Source organism: Vibrio sp. 10N.222.51.C5, assembly GCF_041474575.1.
GTDB classification, from domain to species: Bacteria; Pseudomonadota; Gammaproteobacteria; order Enterobacterales; family Vibrionaceae; genus Vibrio; species Vibrio crassostreae_C.
In genome coordinates, this window is the sequence record NZ_JBFRUJ010000039.1 from 24,945 (window position 1) to 41,872 (window position 16,928).

Sequence of the window (16,928 nt, forward strand, 5' to 3'; positions counted from 1 at the left end):
GGAATTAACGTCCGACTTTACGCCCGCAACGTTTAAACAACTGCTGCCAATAGTCGACATGGCGACGAGTCGATGCTCGAAAAGCTTGATGTGCATCTTGGATGGGAAAGTAATAATTGTGCAGATCAGGTTGCGCGTTAAACATCACGAGTTGCGGAGCTAACTGTTGATAGTAGCCGTCCAGCTGCGCCATGTAGGGCTGAACCTTACCTATGTATTGTTGCTCAAACACATTGTTGAGATAACGAAACTTGGTTGTGTCTCGCTGCTTGCCGCAGATGATGTTGTCATCAAAAGTTGTCAGTTGTGTGGTGATGGTATCAAGCTCAACCGACGCACGGGCGAGCGAGTAGTATAAATCGCCAAGCGTTGAACTCTTGTCTAATACTTCTTGAACCTCAGTGGTTTTGTCGGAAATGAGCGGAACGTTTAACGCTTGATTGATATGTTCTAAGGCATCACTGGTTTGTCGTACTTGATCGCCGATATCAGTGCGTAGCCACTGACTACCCCGCATCTGAGACTGCATCGCATCGCTGGCATAGATGAGATTCCATTGGTGCAGCGGAAACTGTGTGAGTTTCTGCTGCTCGATTTCTTTGAGTAGCTCTACGATCTCTGGGTCTAATTCATTACCGGACAAACATTTACCCACACCTTCCAGTAGCGCGACTTGATAATCATAATTACGAAATTCATCCGCGACCTTGCCTAGAACCGAGTTTCTTTCGGCTATCAGATTGAACAGCCCACATCGGCGAAGCTGATAGCTGTCGATGAGACCGATAGAGAGTGAGGGCACCTCAAGCAGCAGTTCTCGTTTTCTCGGTAGGCTTTCAAACTCCCAATCCTCTTTGAGTTCTTCAGCATCTTGTACTCTGGCGACCTTAGTTTGATAGTCGTCGAATAAGTTGCCGGGGCCATCACTGAAACAGCCAGCTAGCATCACCGTCAGACAAAGCAGCGTCAAGTGCTTAACTAGGTTTGAGAGAGGGCAGGCACTCATACAGGGTTACCAGTCTATTTCGCTGCCATCGAAGTTAAAGAAGTGACCACTTACTTCCGTATTTGCTGACTCGATAACGCTGATAAGGGCAGAAGCGGAAGTGTCGGTATCGATTAATGCATTCGGCCCGCCCATTTCAGTCTGTACCCAGCCAGGGTGCAGGGCTAATACCGTAAAGCCATTATCAGTTAAGTCGTTGCTTAAGCTCTTTACCACCGAGTTTAGAGCGGCTTTAGAGGAACGGTAGATGTAGCCGCCACCGGAGGTATTTTCGGCTATGCTGCCGACTTTTGATGACAAACAAGCGATCTTTTTAACGTGACTATTTTCGAGTAGTGGCAAGAGCATTTCGACAAGCTTTAGCGGGGCAATGGTGTTGATCTCAAAGACACGTCGCCACTCTTCGACATCGGTATTTCCCAACCCGTAACCTTTGGGGCCGTAGTAGCCAGCATTGTTAATTAAGATATCTATCGACGGAATTTGAGAGGGAAGTTGGCTCACCGCTTGGTAATCGGTTATTTCTAACTGAATGCAGGTTAGGTTGCTGTTGTGGTCTGCGAGTGAGAGCAGTTCTTTTACTGAAGAGGCGTCACGGTAAGTTGCGTACACCTTGTGGCTACCTTCCAAGTATTGTTGAGTCAGGCTTAAGCCAATGCCGCGATTTGCTCCAGTAATGAAAATAACGCTCATGGTGATTCCTTTTTAGTTCAATTAGTTAAGTTTGATGGCTTAACACGAGAAAATCAACGCTCCACCAACTGGCCATTAGCATTCCTACAAAAATCATTACTGCTGCCGCTGAGCCGCAGATCACCCCAAAGATGAGTATTACGTTTTTCATTGTTGTCTCTTTTTGAAAATCAAGTTAATGATAACTATTATCATTAATTAAGGTTGTCGCCTAGGCTGAGACTGTTATGATTTTGAGAAAGATATGCAATTAACCTGATTATGATTCCTTTAATTTACCACCCAATCTATTCGCAGTTACCTTTACCAGAAGGTCACCGTTACCCGATTAACAAATATCAGTTGTTACACAGTGCTGTTGAAGCGTTAATGGACCGCGATCCTCTATGGAAGAGTCAGTTTGAAATCTTCCAACCAACGCCGGTTTCGGTTGAACAGGTAAAACAGGTTCACGATAGTGAGTATGTGGATTTGCTTGTTTCTGGTAATTTGCCCGCAGCAAAGATGAGACGTATCGGTTTCCCGTGGAGTGAACAACTTATTGAGAGAACACTCTACTCAAGTGGTGGAACCTGCTTGGCCGCTGAAATGGCGATAGAGAGTGGTTTAGCGATTCATTTGAGTGGTGGTTATCATCACGCGCATCATGATTTTGGTAGTGGCTTTTGTTTGTTGAACGATTTGGTGTTAGCGGCAAAGCATGCACTGACCTTTGAACATATCGATAAAGTGCTGATCGTAGACAGCGATGTTCACCATGGTGATGGCACAGCAACTCTTTGCCAAGAGAATGACGACATCATTACTCTGTCATTCCACTGCGACAAAAACTTCCCTGCACGAAAACCGCTGTCTGATTTAGATGTACCGTTAAGTCGTGAAACAGAAGATGAAGAGTTTTTGCGTTGTTTTGAACAAGTCACTAAGTTAGCGATTGCTCACCATCAACCTGATCTGATTATTTATGATGCGGGGATCGATATCCATCAAGACGATGAACTGGGTTATTTGAATGTCTCTACACAAGGGATATTTGAGCGCGACTGTTTGATGATTGAGTTAGCGAAATCAGAGTCTATTCCGATGGCCTGCGTAGTCGGTGGCGGATATCGAACTCAACATCAAGATTTGGTGCCGATTCACATGCAGCTGTTAAAAGCGGCTTATCATGTTTACGGTTAACCTCTCAAATTAGCGCCTGATAGCTCATTGAAATGATGGTGTGAAATAAGCGTATCTTGCACCATAAAAGACACGCTTGCACCATTGTGATTCATATAAAGTGCTTTTTTATTAATTAGTTACGTATTTGTGTGATTAATTGTGGTCTGTAAATTGCTTTACCCATGTGTCTATAAAAACACAAGGGATAAAAATGAACCTGACGGACAAGGAACGTAGTTGGCTTAATTGGTTTGGCGCAACAGGAAAACTGGCTATGCGCAGAGCTTGCTTCCTCAATCGAAGTAGGACGGAAGAGCTTGAACAAGCTTTTGAAAGTATTGCTCACACGCGAGTTCAACTTCTGCATAACTGGGTCAAGAATCAATGGGATTTTTTAGAAGACTCTGCTGTTTATTTGGCAAGTCGAACGGAAGAGCAAGCACAGGGGACGTTATCTAGCCTTCTTAAACGCAGTACGGATTTTTCTGAGTTGGCGATCGTCGATGCTAAGGGGATCGCACAAGCATCGAGTTTTCATGAGCATGTCGGGGTTACTCTTGGAGATAAGAAGGCTTTAGTTGAAGGGGCTTCAAAGCGTTATCTTCATGGGCCGTATATGGATCAACGCACGTTGAACGTAGGGGCTTCGAGTTCATCGTTTCATGACCAAGTGACGTTGATGTTTTATGTCCCCTTTTCTCGGGATGAAGGGGCGCCGCAATTCCTATGTGGTCGTGTTCCAAATGATGTTATTGGTGACATTATTCAAAGAGAAGCGGGGCATATTTATAGCGAGTCGGGTGATAACTATATCTTTATGGTCGACTCCATTCATGATCCTCATACTCAGCCGGGTGTTGCGCTCTCTCGTTCTCGCTTTGAAGATAATACCTTTTCACACGGCGAGAACTTAAAGCAAGGGGTTCATACTGATTGGGGAACGGTTAAGATCCAGCACCACACCGAATTTGAGATTCGCTTTACAGACCCAGCCACTAATCAGCTTCACCCAGGCGTAAGAGAAACCATTAAAAATGGCAATAACTTGTTTATTGGTTATCCGGGGTATTCTGACTATCGCCACATACCCGTTATTGGCAAAGGTATCACTTTTCAATTGGATGGTTCACCAGATACCTTTGGCATGATGTGTGAGTCCGATTTAGAAGAGGTCTACAGAGACCGAAGTCTAAGTTATACCTTATCTAAGCACTTTATCAGCTGCATGCTACTGCCTCTATTTGTTCCATTACTGTTTGCCAACCTTTATACACTCACACCTTTTATGCAGAGTGGCATTATGTTCGCTTGCGCGTTGCTTTCATTGGGCTTATTCCGTTTAGTTAGCGCCAAACCACTAGCGAAGAAGATTCATGAAATGACCGGGGTAATGCAGACCTTAGCTGAAGGTGATGGCAACTTAAGTCGGAGACTTGATCCCACCACATTCAGTCATAATGAACTTGGCAACTTAGGGCGCTGGACTAACAGTTTTATCGACAATTTAGATAACACGGTGAGTGAGTTGATCCATGCGAGTCACGAAGTTAGAGAGGTTTCGGAATCGATGTTTCGTCGCAGTGTCGTGATGAAGCAAACCAGTGATGATGCATCACAAGCGTTAAGCAATATGCTTCAGTTGAGTCAGTATCAACAGAGCGAAATTACTCATGCGAGTGTCTCAGCAACGCAAATGGACACGGTGATGAAACAAGCCGTTCTGAGTGCGGAGAAGGAGTACAATCAGTCCGTCGAAGGCATGGAGATTGTTCGCAATATCGTAGAAAGCTCGGCGCATAGCGTGAATGAGGTGAATAATGAAATGACCAAGGTGTCTGACATTATAGATATCATTACTGACATTACCGCGCAGACTAACCTTTTGGCCTTGAATGCGGCCATTGAGTCGGCAAGAGCAGGTGAACACGGGAGAGGGTTCTCTGTCGTCGCTTCTGAAGTAAGAACTCTGGCTGACCGCACTTCACAAGCTGCTAACCATATTAGTGACCTAATGAAAGAGCTGCATAGTAAGTCTCGCAGTGCTGTTGAGTCTATGGAGCGAGGCGTTGAGAATGTGAGTAAAGGAAACTTAACAGTCGACTCAAATGCTCGCAGTGAGCAAATTCAATCAGCGGTGAGTGACCTCTTTACCACGATGTATAACTTAGATGAAAACAGTCAGAAAAATGGACAAACGGCAGATAAAGCCCAACGTTCAATATCTGACTTACAACTGTCTACTAAGCAACTCGCACGTCGAGTGTCCTTGATGGGCAATGCATTGAGCCGTTTAGACCAATTGATTGGGCGTTTTGAAGTGAGCCGAAAGGTGGCGTAGTGGAAAATACGTAAGTTCTTTACGCAAACGCCAGATACAAAAAAGCCGCTGATTTCTCAGCGGCTTTCTTTAATGTGGTGGAGGGATAGGGATTTGAACCCTAGAACCGCTATTAACGGTTGCCGGTTTTCAAGACCGGTGCTTTCGACCACTCAGCCATCCCTCCAATGGCGCGTATAATATAAGGGTGGCTTTCGCTTGTAAATACCCTTATTAACTGACTGCTTTTTTTATGAACGCTTTTTGGTGTTTTTGTTCTGAATGATTATTTATTGTTCGGTTTATTAAGAAGCCGACAAAATCTAATATTCAATAAGCCAAGTATTCCCAACTTTTGTTATACGTGAAGTGTTTCTGTGCTATTAAAAAAGAAAGTATCTAATTGGCTTGCAGGTAAAGTTATGAGGGGAGTGGCTTAGGTGCATGAACTTTTAGTTTAGAACGGTGAGATCGGAATTTAAAACTAGGTATAAAGTGAATGGGTTTGAAACTGGGACTGTAGAGAGTTTTGTTAGATGAGCTTTATATTTTAAAAAGCTTCAGATGCAAAAAAGCCGCTGATTTCTCAGCGGCTTTCTTTAAAGTGGTGGAGGGATAGGGATTTGAACCCCATATCCAACACAAGAAATTAAATAAAACCGTTTTATAACAATACCTTAAAGCAAGGTGTTATAGTCACTTAAAACAATTGTATAATGCAATTGACTATATCGTTTATTGTAAGAATGTCAATTAGTTAATCGCTATAGTGAACCTTAGAAAACCATGCTCCCACAAAATCATGATCTTCATACCCTGGAATATTAGCCAATACGCACTCTAAGTTTTTGCAGCTTGACTTTGATAAAGCAAAGCAAACCATTTGAGTCCCACTCTTCCAAATCAACTTGATTAGCTTCTCAAGCCGTTTACTTATCTTGTCAGACTGAATATATCTCGCACACTCCAAATCTCGTCTTAACTTTGGGTCATCTAATGCTTTAATATTGTAGACTTTTCCTAGTTTTTCTAGTCCTAGAGTGGATAAATCAACCACATCGAGAATATACATTTTCTCATCTCGGAAAAAGAAAAGTATCGAAAGGTTAAGGTCAAATGCATGAATTTGGTAAATATGACGATGTGTCGATATTAACTCTTTGATTTGACTTACAAAGTCAGTTTGCAAAATTAAAGGACAGAAGTGTGGTTCAGTGTTCGATAGGACTGAGTAAAACATGCGAAGCTGATTTTCACTGAATTTTCCGAATTTTCGATGAACTATCGTATGTAATTGTTCTCGAAAAACTACTGAAGTACTTAAACTAGTTAGCGAACGTCGTTGTAGAAAGCTATCAACCGCTTTGTTTAAATCTTTACTGGTTACAACTGTCGATGCAAAAGGAGAAATGGGTTGTATGTATGATGTAGTCATTGTTTATTTTCCATTATGTCCCACAACATTTTGAATGTGTGTCGCTCACAAAATCAAAAGTTACAGAACAATGAAAATACTAAACAGATTTTTAAAGGGACACGTATTGTTTCACTTTAGCGACAAAAGTAGGCTCTCCCAGAGCCTTGATTAGGCTATACGACGCACTTAAATACGTCAAGCTATAATGTTACCTTTCTCTTTTAAAACAATTATTTAAGTTATAATAATTCTATTTCTCTTGCTCATAAATCACTTGCACTTCTCGTGTTTATACCTCATGTTGTATTCCGATTTATGATAGCCAACCCAACTGAGTATTGTTATGGACGAATATTTTAACGGATGGTTCAATCGAGAACGCCAAAAACAGCGAGAAAGCATTGTTAATGAAAACCATTTCTTAACTTTATCAGAGTTTAGCTCTTCAGTTGGGCTGTTAGAAAAGCATGTCATACATCATTGTAAGAAATGCGAATTACTTTTTATTAAAGATGAGGCGGGAGGGATATGGCTCCCGACCTGTCAGGTTATTGATGGCACACTAAATGAGTTAATGATGTCGTCAATTAAGCGTATAGCATCAAAGTTTGATGCTATTGATGCGCTTGACTTTATAACCGATAAAAAAAGTGACGGTTTAGTATTACATCATTTTTTAGTGAGTGATTTATCTATTCAGCGTTGTAAAACACCAGAAGACCTTATTAAAATTGGATTAGAATTAGATCGTTTAAGTGTACGATTCCATGGAAGTTTGGTGGATGCGGTGTCACAAAATAATGAAGCAGCGGTTGAAGCTTTCATACAAGATGTACTAACTGGAAGACAGCGCTCAGTCAAGACCACGACCGTTGATATTGATGTGTAATGTTATGACTATTATTCCATTTTCTCTCTGTTAGATGTGAGACAGTTTGTTAATTTGAGATATCAAACTGTCGCTTACACCTTCATTTATTGCACTTAAAAGCGCTTTCCCTGTAAATGCTTTAAGTCTATCGTCTGTCGCAACGTCTCCGCAGATAAACCAAGTCGCATTTAAAGCATTGGCGTGAGCTAACATTAGACGCACGGGATCTCTATCATCAAGCCTAACTTTATAGGTCAAATCAACAAACGCTGCTAATTGATTTTCAGTAAATACAGTATGCTTAATTAACAATTCACGCGTGAATCGTTCTCCAGTCGGGTACAAAAGAAAGCCTACACTGTTTGCTGCATCAGCCAAACGCTGTGCACCTTTTCTATCGGGTGTCACATTTTTCATTAGCAAATCAGTATTGCTTAAAAATGGCTGTAACTCATAAATACGACGAACGTCATCGTTTTGATTTAAATAGTTCGAAGAGTAAAGAAGAGAGCGCGGGTCAAAATATAAAATGTTCATTGGTTCTACCGAAAGTGATTTTATGCTCTATCTATAAGTACACCATAATGCACTTATAGGTCATCTCGATTGAAAGCATGGCTAAAAGTCCATTAAAGTGGACTTTTAGATTTTAAGTGACTGATTAATATTAAAATATATCACACCATACATTCGAGGGATTAACCATCATAGAATTTTCTTTTGGGTGGCACCAACTCTTTGAAAAGCGTTCCCAGTTCCCCTCTCGTTTCTTAGCGATTCTTAGGCGATTTAAGAATTCTTAATTTCATTGGTCTCCTTCACCTACTGAAATAAAGTTCAAGGATTTCAAATTGTTGATTTTCCATGTTCTACGAGATCGTTTTCTAGGCGTTGTTTTTGTTCATGCAGCAAGGCAATTTCGTTTTCAGCTTCTTCTAGGCCCTTCTCCAATAGGCGATGACTCGTAGCCAGTTCGCGGTTTTCTTCTCGTAGAATACTTATTTGATTGTCTGATTCATTCAGTAACTTCTGAGTTGATTTAAAAAGGGTTGAAGTTTCTGTTAACTGCGCTCTGGTCGTTTCATGCAGCTCAGATAAGCCTGATAACTGAGATTGAAGTTGATTGGCTTCATTCATGGAATATTCCAGTTTTACCTGAGTGGCCGTGTGAGCCTTATCTATATCCGATACTGTTCGTCTTAATTCATCCAACGAAATCTGCTGTTGAGCGGCCTTTTCCGTTGTCTTATTGAAAGAGTCAGTTAGTTGACTAATGGTTTGTATCAAATCTGATCTTTCGCTTTTTGAACTTGTTAATCTGACCTCTAAGTTATCGATTTGATCTTCTAGTAGCTCATTACGCTCAACTTGTTTCTGTAGTCGCACTTCAATATCAAGAGTATCTTGCTCAGCCATCGCTTGAGCTTTTACCAATATATCAGATTTAGCATCTAGCTCTCTGATTCGCACTTCCATCAAGGATTCATAATGAATGTGTGCTTTGTCATTAATTCTGATAGTCATATCACGAAGTATTTTCCCAAGCTCTTGTTCATTGAGTGACAGCATATCTTGAAGCTCAACAGGCAACTCAAAAGTCGATGCCACTGCTCTCTGGTCAGGATTAGTATCTACTGTCGATTGTTTTATTTCGGGAAGCCTGCCTTCTCCGATGAGGCGCTCAAGGTCAGTCTGTATAGAAGCAATTTTTCCACGTCCAAGAGCTTCTTTAATGAGCCACCCCGAAGGTTGTCGACCTTCATCGGACAATTGAGTTGCAATGCGTATAACATCTTCATCCGCATAAGATTTTGGTCTAGCCATATGGTTTATACCTTTGTTTTAATTATTATGATGGTTAGTTAGTAAAGTAAGCTGCGTGACTAACTTACTTATTAGGATGATCTGTAACGGTATGGTCATTGTTCGGTGCCACTGCTTCAGGCGCTTTCAGCAAAGCCACCTCATTTACGATTTTATCTGATAGACCTGGTGGTAGGTCTAGCACTGAGTTCAAGACAGAACTCAGGTACTCGCTTTGTTTTTTTAATACGCCTCTGTCTTTAGCATTGATCGCAAGTACCACTTTCTTAAAGATATCAACCAGTTTTGGCACTACGGTTTGTGTTAGCGATTGAGTGAGAATAGTCAGCCTTGATGATTCAGCTTTGAGATCTGACAACTCAAGTTGCATCGTATCTCGCTCAACCTGTAATTGGTTTAGCTGTACTTCTACCAGTGCAGTATCATCTATCAACTGTGATAGTTGTTGCTCGGTTTTTTCATTCTCATCTAACAAATAAACACGTTTCTTTTCTGCCAACTTTATTTTTCCCTGAGTTAGATCTAATTGGTGTGTGTGATAATTATGGCTGCGCTCCAATTTAGGTAATGAAGCCTCTCGATTCATATCTCTTCTTTTTTCAGATCTTCGCTCTGACTCTGGAGCAAGCTTTGCTACCAAGCCTTTATCAACAAATAGGTGCTGATTAGCATAGTCAAATAACATTTTTTGAAAGTAACGACCAAATTTTTGACTCAACTTCCTCGTCAGTTTCCCATCATCAGGTAATAATTTGGTGTCAGGTGCCGTTCGCTTAATATACTCATTGACGACCTTAATCTGAGTCTTTCTCAAGTCATATTTACCTGTCTGGTTGTTTCGACCAGATAAATAGTAGTGCGCATGTGCTCCCGTTTTGACATCCACACTTCGTTCGTCGTCATGCCCGATAACCGCTTTAACCTCGTAATCGGGAAAATATTCCATTAAGAACTGACTAGTAAACGAAACGTACTCTTCTAAGCTAATTACATCCGTTCCAACCCCCCATTGGTGGGGGATTTTAAAAAGACCTTCTTGAACATACAGATTGTTGGCTGGCGGCTTCTGGCATAACTGATTGTGAGCATTCAGATATGTTTCTAACATCTTAATTCGCTGCTTTTTGCGTTGCATTGTTAGCTTTGCAAACGCATCGATACGTGAGTAAGGAACGTACTTATCCATATCCAGTACAGCCTGTAAAAATTGAGCGGCAGCCTGATTTCCTTTTTTAAGCTCACTATCAACTGCTGTCTTTACCTTTTTGCGATACTGACGAAGTTGTGTTTGCAGCTTCGCTTGATTTGCCTTTTTAGGCGACGGCGCAATCTCATACAACAACTCTAGCCGTTGCTCTTCAGACCATTCTTTAAGAGACGATTGTTGACCATTCGTCCAGATCACGTTTTTTTCAAGCAGCTCATGATTCCACTCTAATTGCTTCGATTTCTTTGCCGCAGTGGGTGGTGATATGCGTAATGAATGAGCTAAAGAATGTTCGCACTTTACACGTTCAGCGGGCTTCGAACTAAAGTTGAACCGACGGTGAAACAATCGAATCTCTTTCATGCAATCCTCCTAAGAGGTGCGCATGGTAGAGAGTCAAGAGGCACTTCTCTTGCCCGCAGCTCACGTGCATCTTTTGCGAAGTAAAAGTGTGACGGGAGCGCAGCGGGTTGCCTTGTCGTATCACTTTTGAAGTGAACGACTTTGGCACTGTTAGTGCCATTAATGGCAGTACAACAGCCATTGTTGACAGCGAAAATGGCAACGGTGGCATCGATAATGCCATTGGTGGCATCGATAATGCCATTGGTGGCAGTGCTTAGAATCATTTCGCACCACCAAGTGTAGCCTTAAGAACCGCTAGCAACTCAGGATTAGACTCTAATTTAGCAACCAGATCCGCTGTTTCAACCGATATCGCAGAAGAAGATGGAGCCGTTACAGGTGCTTGTCCAAAGGCTTCGGCTAAGTTATCGGCTGCCAAACGAGCACAATCTGGAGCATCAGAGGCAATCCAACGCCCATAATGCTTATCAACCATATGAGTACCTGAATGCCCCATCTGAGCAGCAATCCACTCTTTCGATATACCCGCAGTTAAATTTTGTGAAGCAAAGGTATGCCGTAATTGACCAACTCCACGGTGATTAACCTCTGCTTGCAGCAGAAAAGCATCGAAGAAATCTTTGGCAAACTGTGCTGCATGTAAAAATGGCTTACTGGTCTTACTGTTATAAAAAACGAACTGCACAGACTCTTTTTTGAGCGTTTTGTTATCTTCTTGCCTAACCGATATTTTCCTTAGCTTCTTCTTGCCAGTAAGTTGCAACTGCTGTTTCAAGAGGTCAATAGCAAGTTGGTTAAGCTCAACGGTTCGCATTGACCCCTCAGTCTTGGGCACTTTGTATTCTTGAAGAACTTTGGCTCTACGAACGTACATTTCCTTACGTTGCCAAATGATATCATCCCAGCTGAGCGCAAGTAATTCACTGATCCTCAAACCTGTGAGAGCATTAAATAAGCACGCATTTTTCCCACTTTGACACGATACATCAGTATCATGGAGCTTTTTCAGCTCTGCTTTTGTAAACGGTGCAGGTTCGGATGTTGTAACTTTCAGATTTTGAATACCCGTCATAGGGTTTCGTTCGAGCGCACCGTCCAGCTCCGCAAAACGAAAAACCGCTCTTAGGATGATCAGGAACTCATTGATGCTTTTGTTTTTATAATGCTTATGCAAACCATCAATAACGGCAAGGATGTCGCTGTGTGTAACACTCGCAATCTTTCTATGACCAATGCGCTTTGATAGCTTTAAGGCTTTACTCTTCTCTGATCGAAGAGTCGATGGGGCAACGCGGTTTACGCGACTTGCAATGTATTGCTCTATATAGTTTTTTACTTTTTTCTCTTGTTGATTCACGTCTCAATCTTATGGCAGCTTTGGCTGCTCTGCTGTCTTGTGAACAAACTACAAGAGTTCTTTAGCATGATCAAATATGAAAAAGCCAATAATATTAGTTACTTATTATGAAAAATCACGATTACAATGATTATCAACAGGTTAGAAAGTTAAATTTTTTTGAAAAATTTCCATATGAAACTCACACACTAAACTTTCCCCACCCAAACATCTTACGTTGGCATATTGATTCGAATAGGTGTGATATTCACTTCACATGATGCATCTCATTGGTGCGGCTGTAACTATCTAGTGATAATCAAGGCTTGTGTCTCATATTGCTGTATGTGGGTAGAACGCAAGAAAACTGATTGGGGTTCATCACTATTGTTCACCTTGTGTCGATGGCATAACTATAAAGAAACCAGATCATCCTACGACAATTACCGCACCTCATAACTCAGAAGTGCCCCATAACAAGCTAGAGCAGGAATGAGGCTATATTAAAGGTTTGTAATTTGACTTACTTTTCTTTATGCCTAGAGTTCTGACTATGTGGCCAAATTTACTAATCCACAACACATATACTTATGAAAATACACGGCCATTAAAAGAGAGTATCAGTAGATACTCTCTTCAGATTGATCTTACCTCTCTGAAGGGTGAGTCCAGTCAAAAGCCTTTAATGGGGCATCAACTGGTGTATGAGATAATGCATTGGTGAAATTTGAAATAAGTTTGCAAGCTAGGCCTGTCAACACTTCAAGCGCATGCCGCTCTGTGTATCCTACCGTTAGAAAGTTCTGCAACTTTTCATCACCTATATGACCACGATTATCTAGTAGCTCTTTAGTAAAGACATGCAACGCTTGTAGTTTGACATCAGGTAACTCATTTCCTTCCCGTAGTGCTTCAATAATGCTTTCTGGCATATTAGCTGATTTCATGATCCACGTATGACCAGGAACGCAATAGTGACAGTTGTTTTCAAAGTTTGATGTCATCAGAACCACTTGAGCTTCGAGTGGACTGAATAGTGTACTTTGCGTGAATAACTCATAAGTCTTCAAATAAGCTTGATAAGTTGCAGGAGCATCTGCTAGCACTTTATGTAAATTTGGAATTAAACCAAGTGATTTTTTAGATTGCTCCATCATTTGCTTTGATGCTTCTGGTGCTGTTTCAATATTGTGGTAGTTAAACATAATAATTCTCTCGGTTTATTATTTATTAATGGTGAAAACGTTGCGTAAGGCTTGAGTTAATCGTTCTTCGCTTGCTCTTAGTCGATAGTCTTCAGATTGATCTATCCATTGGATGACACCATGTTCATCAATTAAGATCGATGTTGGGATAGACATTGATTTGTATTCAAATGAAGTAGGAAATGGCAGCCCTAATACTGTTTTTGTTTTAGACGAGTCAGCCCCTAAAGCCTTGTGGTGTTCAACGCCGTATTGTTTAACTACTTTGAGTTCTGGGTCTGACAAAAGAAGAAGATCTAAACTATCTCGTTCGATGTGCATTTTTGCTTGTTCTGCCGTATCTCCCGACAACGCAACGACCTTAACTCCATATCGATCCAGAGTCGGTTTCATATCGTTAAACATTTTTAATTCAGCACTACAGTATGGACACCAAGCACCTCGGTAAAACTTAAGTAGAACACGTTGATTTTTTAGGTCATCAGTCGAATAAATCTCGTTGTCATATGTGGTTGATTCGAATTGTGGGAACTTATCTCCAATTGCAACCTCAATATCACCTAGAGGAGTATCTTTTTGACTGAATACCCAAATGAATTTACCACCAAGAAATATGGAAAAGCTGGACATTAAGACAACGAAAACAAAGCTCCAATGCATATTTATAATCCCACTGATAATTGCACCTAGCCCCAAAAGGACACCTGCGGCAAGTGCTAGCATAAGGATGATAGGATTTTTGGGCGGCTTGTTCTTTTTTACTTTTAGAAAGTAATGCAAACTTCCAATCACCGTTGTGGAAAATCCAAGTAGTGATAGTGCTATAGCTGAATACATCGTTTGTTCCTCATTGTTTTGCCTAATTGTTTTGCCTAATTGTACTAGTTAGTACATTTGCAATTAATGTACTAACTAGTACAATAGGTGTCAATAAGAATTTTATGTAGTTGTATAGATAAATGGCAAAGAAAAGACAGTTTGACGAGATAGAAGTGCTTGGAGTTATGGCCAAATATTTTTGGCAGCATGGTTATGCGTCGACTAAGGTGGATCAATTATCGACCGTTACAGGATTAACGAAAACCAGTATTTACAACGCGTTTGGCAACAAAGAAACCGTGTTTAAATGTATAGTAGATTTCTATGTTGAGCATCACATGTCTGTGGTACTCAGGAAACTCGACTCAAATAAATCAATATCAGAGAATCTTCAATATTTATTTGATAGTGAGTTCTTAAATCCAGAGAATGATCTACTCACTTACGGCTGCTTAATTACAAACAGTATTGTTGAATTAAAATCAAACGAACCAGCCCTCTATGAGTATGTTATTAAGAAGTTTGAACAAGGTCGTATTGCAACACTGGCATTTTTTACTCAATATGAGAAAACAGAACGACTTATTGATGGTATAGATGCAGAGCATTTGACCGACTATTTCCTTACGTTTCGTCAAGGACTCAAAGTTCAATCAAGAGGGCAAAGACCACATGAATCTCTCGCTCGATCTATACATGCATTCATGCTTGTATTGAGTACATTTGAAAAATAGATTATGCGTAGACTATTCTCGAGCTTTAGCTTTGTTGTCGAGTTTTAGATGTCTAATGATTATGAGTGCAGCACCGTAGCAACACGATTCTAGTTGAGCCAATTATTTAATCGAGCAGGTAGACTGCTTTATCCTTATCGCAATACTATTGAATGGTGCCTTTAAATGAAAACAATAAAATATAATGGACGTATTGTTTTTCAAAAACAAGATATACCCAGTTTCAAACGTATGCCGCGCGTATTTGTAGACAGTGAAGCGTGTTTTGCGTTTGTCACAAATGGCGATTTTAACGTCAGGGAACAGACAGAATCTGCTTCATTGAACAAAAACTGCGGAATACTGGCAAAATGCACCAACTACTTTTATGAAAACACTAGCTATCATAATGATGAAGGTGCAGGTGAAGCGATTGGTATCCTTCTCTATCCTGAAATATTTCAGTCACTGTTTAACTTTGATATTAGCCAGTCAAAATACAGGGTCGATTATAATATTTTGCAGGTTGAAGTGGACAAATTGCTAGAGCACTATCGTGATAGCATCAGTATATTGCTGGATTCTCCAGAGTTGGCGGATGATTTGCTTATCGAGAGCAAACTACGTGAATTTGTCATTCTTATGGCGAAAAGAACCAGCGCACCTTCTGAACTCGATTTTCTTGCTTCTATGTTTAAACCTAACTTTGCCAAATTTGAAGATATTATCCAAAGTAATCTGTATGCGGATCTGAGTGTGGATGAGTTGGCAGCATTGTGTCATATGAGTGTTTCTACTTTTAAACGTAAGTTTAAAGAGGTGTATTCAGAACCCCCAATAAAATACATTACCAAATTAAAAATCAACAAAGCTAAAGTGTTACTGAAAGATAATAGCTTACGTATCTCCGACATCGTTTTTGAAACGGGTTTCGAGTCGATTTCCACGTTTAACCGTGCCTTTAAAGGACAAACAGGCCTATCCCCTTCTCAATTTCGTTTAACCTGACACCAACGCATTTTAACCTTTCCATTCAGGTTGGCTCGTTTGAACTAATGTGAGCAATTTTTGAACTTTTATGGAGAGCCCTGTACCTCCAAATTCCATATAGTTACCCCATCAACTAAACACAGAGAAAGGTAACGAATTATGGGTATCAGCTTTAAAGAAAAATATGGTGATTGGGCACTTATCACAGGGGCAACATCAGGCATTGGCGCAGAAATGGCAAGCCAGATTGCAGCAAAAGGATTGAACGTTGTTTTGGTCGCTCGTCGAGAAAAAGAGCTTGAAGAGCAAGCTACGTTGCTTACGGAACGCTACGGAATTAAAGCAACGACCGTTTCTGCTGACTTAAGTACGTCAGAAGGCGTCGAAAAAGTTAAGCAAATTGACAAAAGTATTGGGCTACTTGTACTAGCCGCTGGTATTGAAGTTAATGGTTCGTTTGCTAAATCATCTCTAGAGCAAGAGTTGAAGATGATACAGCTTAATGTTAGCTCTGTGTTGCAACTGACTCACCACTTTACACCAACAATGATCGAAAGAAAAAGAGGCGGTATTTTAATGGTATCAAGTCTTTCTGGTCATATGGTTTCCCCATATTTTTCAAATTATGCAGGTACCAAAGCCTACGTTCTTCAGCTAGGTGCATCTCTTCATGGCGAACTTAAACCCAAAGGTATTGATGTAACGGTTCTTTCTCCTGGGTTAACAACTACACCGATGACAGCTGATAATGGTGTTGACTGGTCAAAATTACCAATGGTTGCAAAAGATCCAGCGGAAGTAGCAGAAATAGCTATCAATGGTTTGGGTAGAAAAGCAGTTGTGGTTCCAGGTAAACGTAATCGAATGACCGCTATTCTTTCTGGGATCATCCCCCACCAAAAGCAGGCAATAATGGGTGAATCAATGATTGGAAAAGCAATGCCCAATAACAAAATGTAACCCCCAACAGTTTAAAACTTTAGTGAAAGAAAAAGGAAAA

At 40.8% G+C, this 16,928-nt stretch carries 17 protein-coding genes and 1 tRNA gene; 7 read left to right on the top strand and 11 right to left on the bottom strand.

The annotated features are described in order from the left end of the window. Window positions 1–4: 4 nt before the first annotated feature. From AB4558_RS12785 to AB4558_RS12795, 3 genes are read right to left on the bottom strand one after another with little or no spacing between them, the layout of a single operon-like run. Window positions 5–1,006, bottom strand: coding sequence for a DUF3080 domain-containing protein (locus AB4558_RS12785; RefSeq protein ID WP_372158848.1), 1,002 nt, complete (start codon window positions 1,004–1,006; stop codon window positions 5–7). 6 nt (window positions 1,007–1,012) lie between these two features. Continuing rightward, window positions 1,013–1,699 carry an SDR family oxidoreductase gene (locus tag AB4558_RS12790; RefSeq protein WP_372158849.1) on the bottom strand — a complete coding sequence of 229 codons (687 nt, stop codon included), beginning with the start codon at window positions 1,697–1,699 and terminating at the stop codon, window positions 1,013–1,015. A gap of 25 nt (window positions 1,700–1,724) precedes the next feature. Next, entirely contained in the window at window positions 1,725–1,850 is a 126-nt protein-coding gene (locus tag AB4558_RS12795; protein ID WP_017063447.1) for a hypothetical protein, read from the bottom strand. A gap of 110 nt (window positions 1,851–1,960) precedes the next feature. Between AB4558_RS12795 and AB4558_RS12800 the strand changes: the two genes are divergently transcribed. Together AB4558_RS12800 and AB4558_RS12805 are read left to right on the top strand one after the other, a co-directional pair. Further along, window positions 1,961–2,881 carry a histone deacetylase gene (locus AB4558_RS12800; RefSeq protein ID WP_017089854.1) on the top strand — a complete coding sequence of 307 codons (921 nt, stop codon included), beginning with the start codon at window positions 1,961–1,963 and terminating at the stop codon, window positions 2,879–2,881. 193 nt (window positions 2,882–3,074) lie between these two features. Continuing rightward, the gene (locus tag AB4558_RS12805) at window positions 3,075–5,201 is read left to right on the top strand and encodes a methyl-accepting chemotaxis protein (protein ID WP_372075002.1); all 2,127 of its coding nucleotides are present in this window, start codon (window positions 3,075–3,077) and stop codon (window positions 5,199–5,201) included. Between the two features lie 75 nt (window positions 5,202–5,276). Here AB4558_RS12805 and AB4558_RS12810 read toward each other — a convergent pair. Both AB4558_RS12810 and AB4558_RS12815 read right to left on the bottom strand, forming a co-directional pair. Beyond that, a tRNA-Ser gene (locus AB4558_RS12810) sits at window positions 5,277–5,367 on the bottom strand. A 570-nt stretch (window positions 5,368–5,937) separates the two neighbouring features. Further along, on the bottom strand, window positions 5,938–6,615 hold the full coding sequence (locus tag AB4558_RS12815; RefSeq protein ID WP_102319804.1) for a hypothetical protein: 678 nt from the start codon (window positions 6,613–6,615) through the stop codon (window positions 5,938–5,940). 325 nt (window positions 6,616–6,940) lie between these two features. Between AB4558_RS12815 and AB4558_RS12820 the strand changes: the two genes are divergently transcribed. Next, entirely contained in the window at window positions 6,941–7,486 is a 546-nt protein-coding gene (locus tag AB4558_RS12820; protein WP_102319803.1) for a hypothetical protein, read from the top strand. 30 nt (window positions 7,487–7,516) lie between these two features. On the opposite strand, the gene AB4558_RS12825 is transcribed toward AB4558_RS12820, so the two are convergent. The 3 genes from AB4558_RS12825 to AB4558_RS12835 form a co-directional block, all read right to left on the bottom strand. Further along, window positions 7,517–8,005: a hypothetical protein gene (locus AB4558_RS12825; protein ID WP_102319802.1), complete on the bottom strand. Its 489-nt coding sequence runs from the start codon at window positions 8,003–8,005 to the stop codon at window positions 7,517–7,519. A gap of 309 nt (window positions 8,006–8,314) precedes the next feature. Further along, the gene (locus AB4558_RS12830; RefSeq protein WP_102319801.1) at window positions 8,315–9,292 is read right to left on the bottom strand and encodes a hypothetical protein; all 978 of its coding nucleotides are present in this window, start codon (window positions 9,290–9,292) and stop codon (window positions 8,315–8,317) included. A gap of 64 nt (window positions 9,293–9,356) precedes the next feature. Then, complete coding sequence (locus AB4558_RS12835) at window positions 9,357–10,862, bottom strand: hypothetical protein (protein WP_102319800.1); 1,506 nt, start codon at window positions 10,860–10,862, stop codon at window positions 9,357–9,359. A 107-nt stretch (window positions 10,863–10,969) separates the two neighbouring features. On the opposite strand from AB4558_RS12835, the gene AB4558_RS12840 reads away from it, so the two are divergent. After that, complete coding sequence (locus tag AB4558_RS12840) at window positions 10,970–11,122, top strand: hypothetical protein (protein ID WP_157936679.1); 153 nt, start codon at window positions 10,970–10,972, stop codon at window positions 11,120–11,122. A gap of 2 nt (window positions 11,123–11,124) precedes the next feature. On the opposite strand, the gene AB4558_RS12845 is transcribed toward AB4558_RS12840, so the two are convergent. The 3 genes from AB4558_RS12845 to AB4558_RS12855 all read right to left on the bottom strand — a co-directional run bounded on the left by AB4558_RS12845 (window position 11,125) and on the right by AB4558_RS12855 (window position 14,243). Further along, window positions 11,125–12,222 (bottom strand): site-specific integrase, encoded by a 1,098-nt coding sequence (locus tag AB4558_RS12845; protein ID WP_102319798.1) that lies wholly within the window; start codon window positions 12,220–12,222, stop codon window positions 11,125–11,127. Between the two features lie 626 nt (window positions 12,223–12,848). Next, window positions 12,849–13,406, bottom strand: coding sequence for a carboxymuconolactone decarboxylase family protein (locus AB4558_RS12850; protein WP_055024802.1), 558 nt, complete (start codon window positions 13,404–13,406; stop codon window positions 12,849–12,851). 18 nt (window positions 13,407–13,424) lie between these two features. Next, on the bottom strand, window positions 13,425–14,243 hold the full coding sequence (locus AB4558_RS12855; RefSeq protein ID WP_102319797.1) for a peroxiredoxin family protein: 819 nt from the start codon (window positions 14,241–14,243) through the stop codon (window positions 13,425–13,427). A gap of 122 nt (window positions 14,244–14,365) precedes the next feature. On the opposite strand from AB4558_RS12855, the gene AB4558_RS12860 reads away from it, so the two are divergent. From AB4558_RS12860 to AB4558_RS12870, 3 genes are all read left to right on the top strand, one after another. After that, complete coding sequence (locus AB4558_RS12860; RefSeq protein WP_102319796.1) at window positions 14,366–14,959, top strand: TetR/AcrR family transcriptional regulator; 594 nt, start codon at window positions 14,366–14,368, stop codon at window positions 14,957–14,959. Window positions 14,960–15,124: 165 nt separating this feature from the next. Further along, on the top strand, window positions 15,125–15,946 hold the full coding sequence (locus tag AB4558_RS12865; RefSeq protein ID WP_198589006.1) for an AraC family transcriptional regulator: 822 nt from the start codon (window positions 15,125–15,127) through the stop codon (window positions 15,944–15,946). A 141-nt stretch (window positions 15,947–16,087) separates the two neighbouring features. Further along, a complete protein-coding gene (locus tag AB4558_RS12870) occupies window positions 16,088–16,888 on the top strand; it encodes an SDR family oxidoreductase (RefSeq protein ID WP_102319795.1) in 801 nt (266 codons plus the stop codon). Window positions 16,889–16,928: the final 40 nt, after the last annotated feature.

Bases quoted from the DNA above. Each gene is read 5' to 3' on its own strand.
- AB4558_RS12785 (WP_372158848.1), bottom strand. From the start codon at position 1,006: ATGAGTGCCTGCCCTCTCTCAAACCTAGTTAAGCACTTGACGCTGCTT.
- AB4558_RS12790 (WP_372158849.1), bottom strand. From the start codon at position 1,699: ATGAGCGTTATTTTCATTACTGGAGCAAATCGCGGCATTGGCTTAAGC.
- AB4558_RS12795 (WP_017063447.1), bottom strand. From the start codon at position 1,850: ATGAAAAACGTAATACTCATCTTTGGGGTGATCTGCGGCTCAGCGGCA.
- AB4558_RS12800 (WP_017089854.1), top strand. From the start codon at position 1,961: ATGATTCCTTTAATTTACCACCCAATCTATTCGCAGTTACCTTTACCA.
- AB4558_RS12805 (WP_372075002.1), top strand. From the start codon at position 3,075: ATGAACCTGACGGACAAGGAACGTAGTTGGCTTAATTGGTTTGGCGCA.
- AB4558_RS12815 (WP_102319804.1), bottom strand. From the start codon at position 6,615: ATGACTACATCATACATACAACCCATTTCTCCTTTTGCATCGACAGTT.
- AB4558_RS12820 (WP_102319803.1), top strand. From the start codon at position 6,941: ATGGACGAATATTTTAACGGATGGTTCAATCGAGAACGCCAAAAACAG.
- AB4558_RS12825 (WP_102319802.1), bottom strand. From the start codon at position 8,005: ATGAACATTTTATATTTTGACCCGCGCTCTCTTCTTTACTCTTCGAAC.
- AB4558_RS12830 (WP_102319801.1), bottom strand. From the start codon at position 9,292: ATGGCTAGACCAAAATCTTATGCGGATGAAGATGTTATACGCATTGCA.
- AB4558_RS12835 (WP_102319800.1), bottom strand. From the start codon at position 10,862: ATGAAAGAGATTCGATTGTTTCACCGTCGGTTCAACTTTAGTTCGAAG.
- AB4558_RS12850 (WP_055024802.1), bottom strand. From the start codon at position 13,406: ATGTTTAACTACCACAATATTGAAACAGCACCAGAAGCATCAAAGCAA.
- AB4558_RS12855 (WP_102319797.1), bottom strand. From the start codon at position 14,243: ATGTATTCAGCTATAGCACTATCACTACTTGGATTTTCCACAACGGTG.
- AB4558_RS12860 (WP_102319796.1), top strand. From the start codon at position 14,366: ATGGCAAAGAAAAGACAGTTTGACGAGATAGAAGTGCTTGGAGTTATG.
- AB4558_RS12865 (WP_198589006.1), top strand. From the start codon at position 15,125: ATGAAAACAATAAAATATAATGGACGTATTGTTTTTCAAAAACAAGAT.
- AB4558_RS12870 (WP_102319795.1), top strand. From the start codon at position 16,088: ATGGGTATCAGCTTTAAAGAAAAATATGGTGATTGGGCACTTATCACA.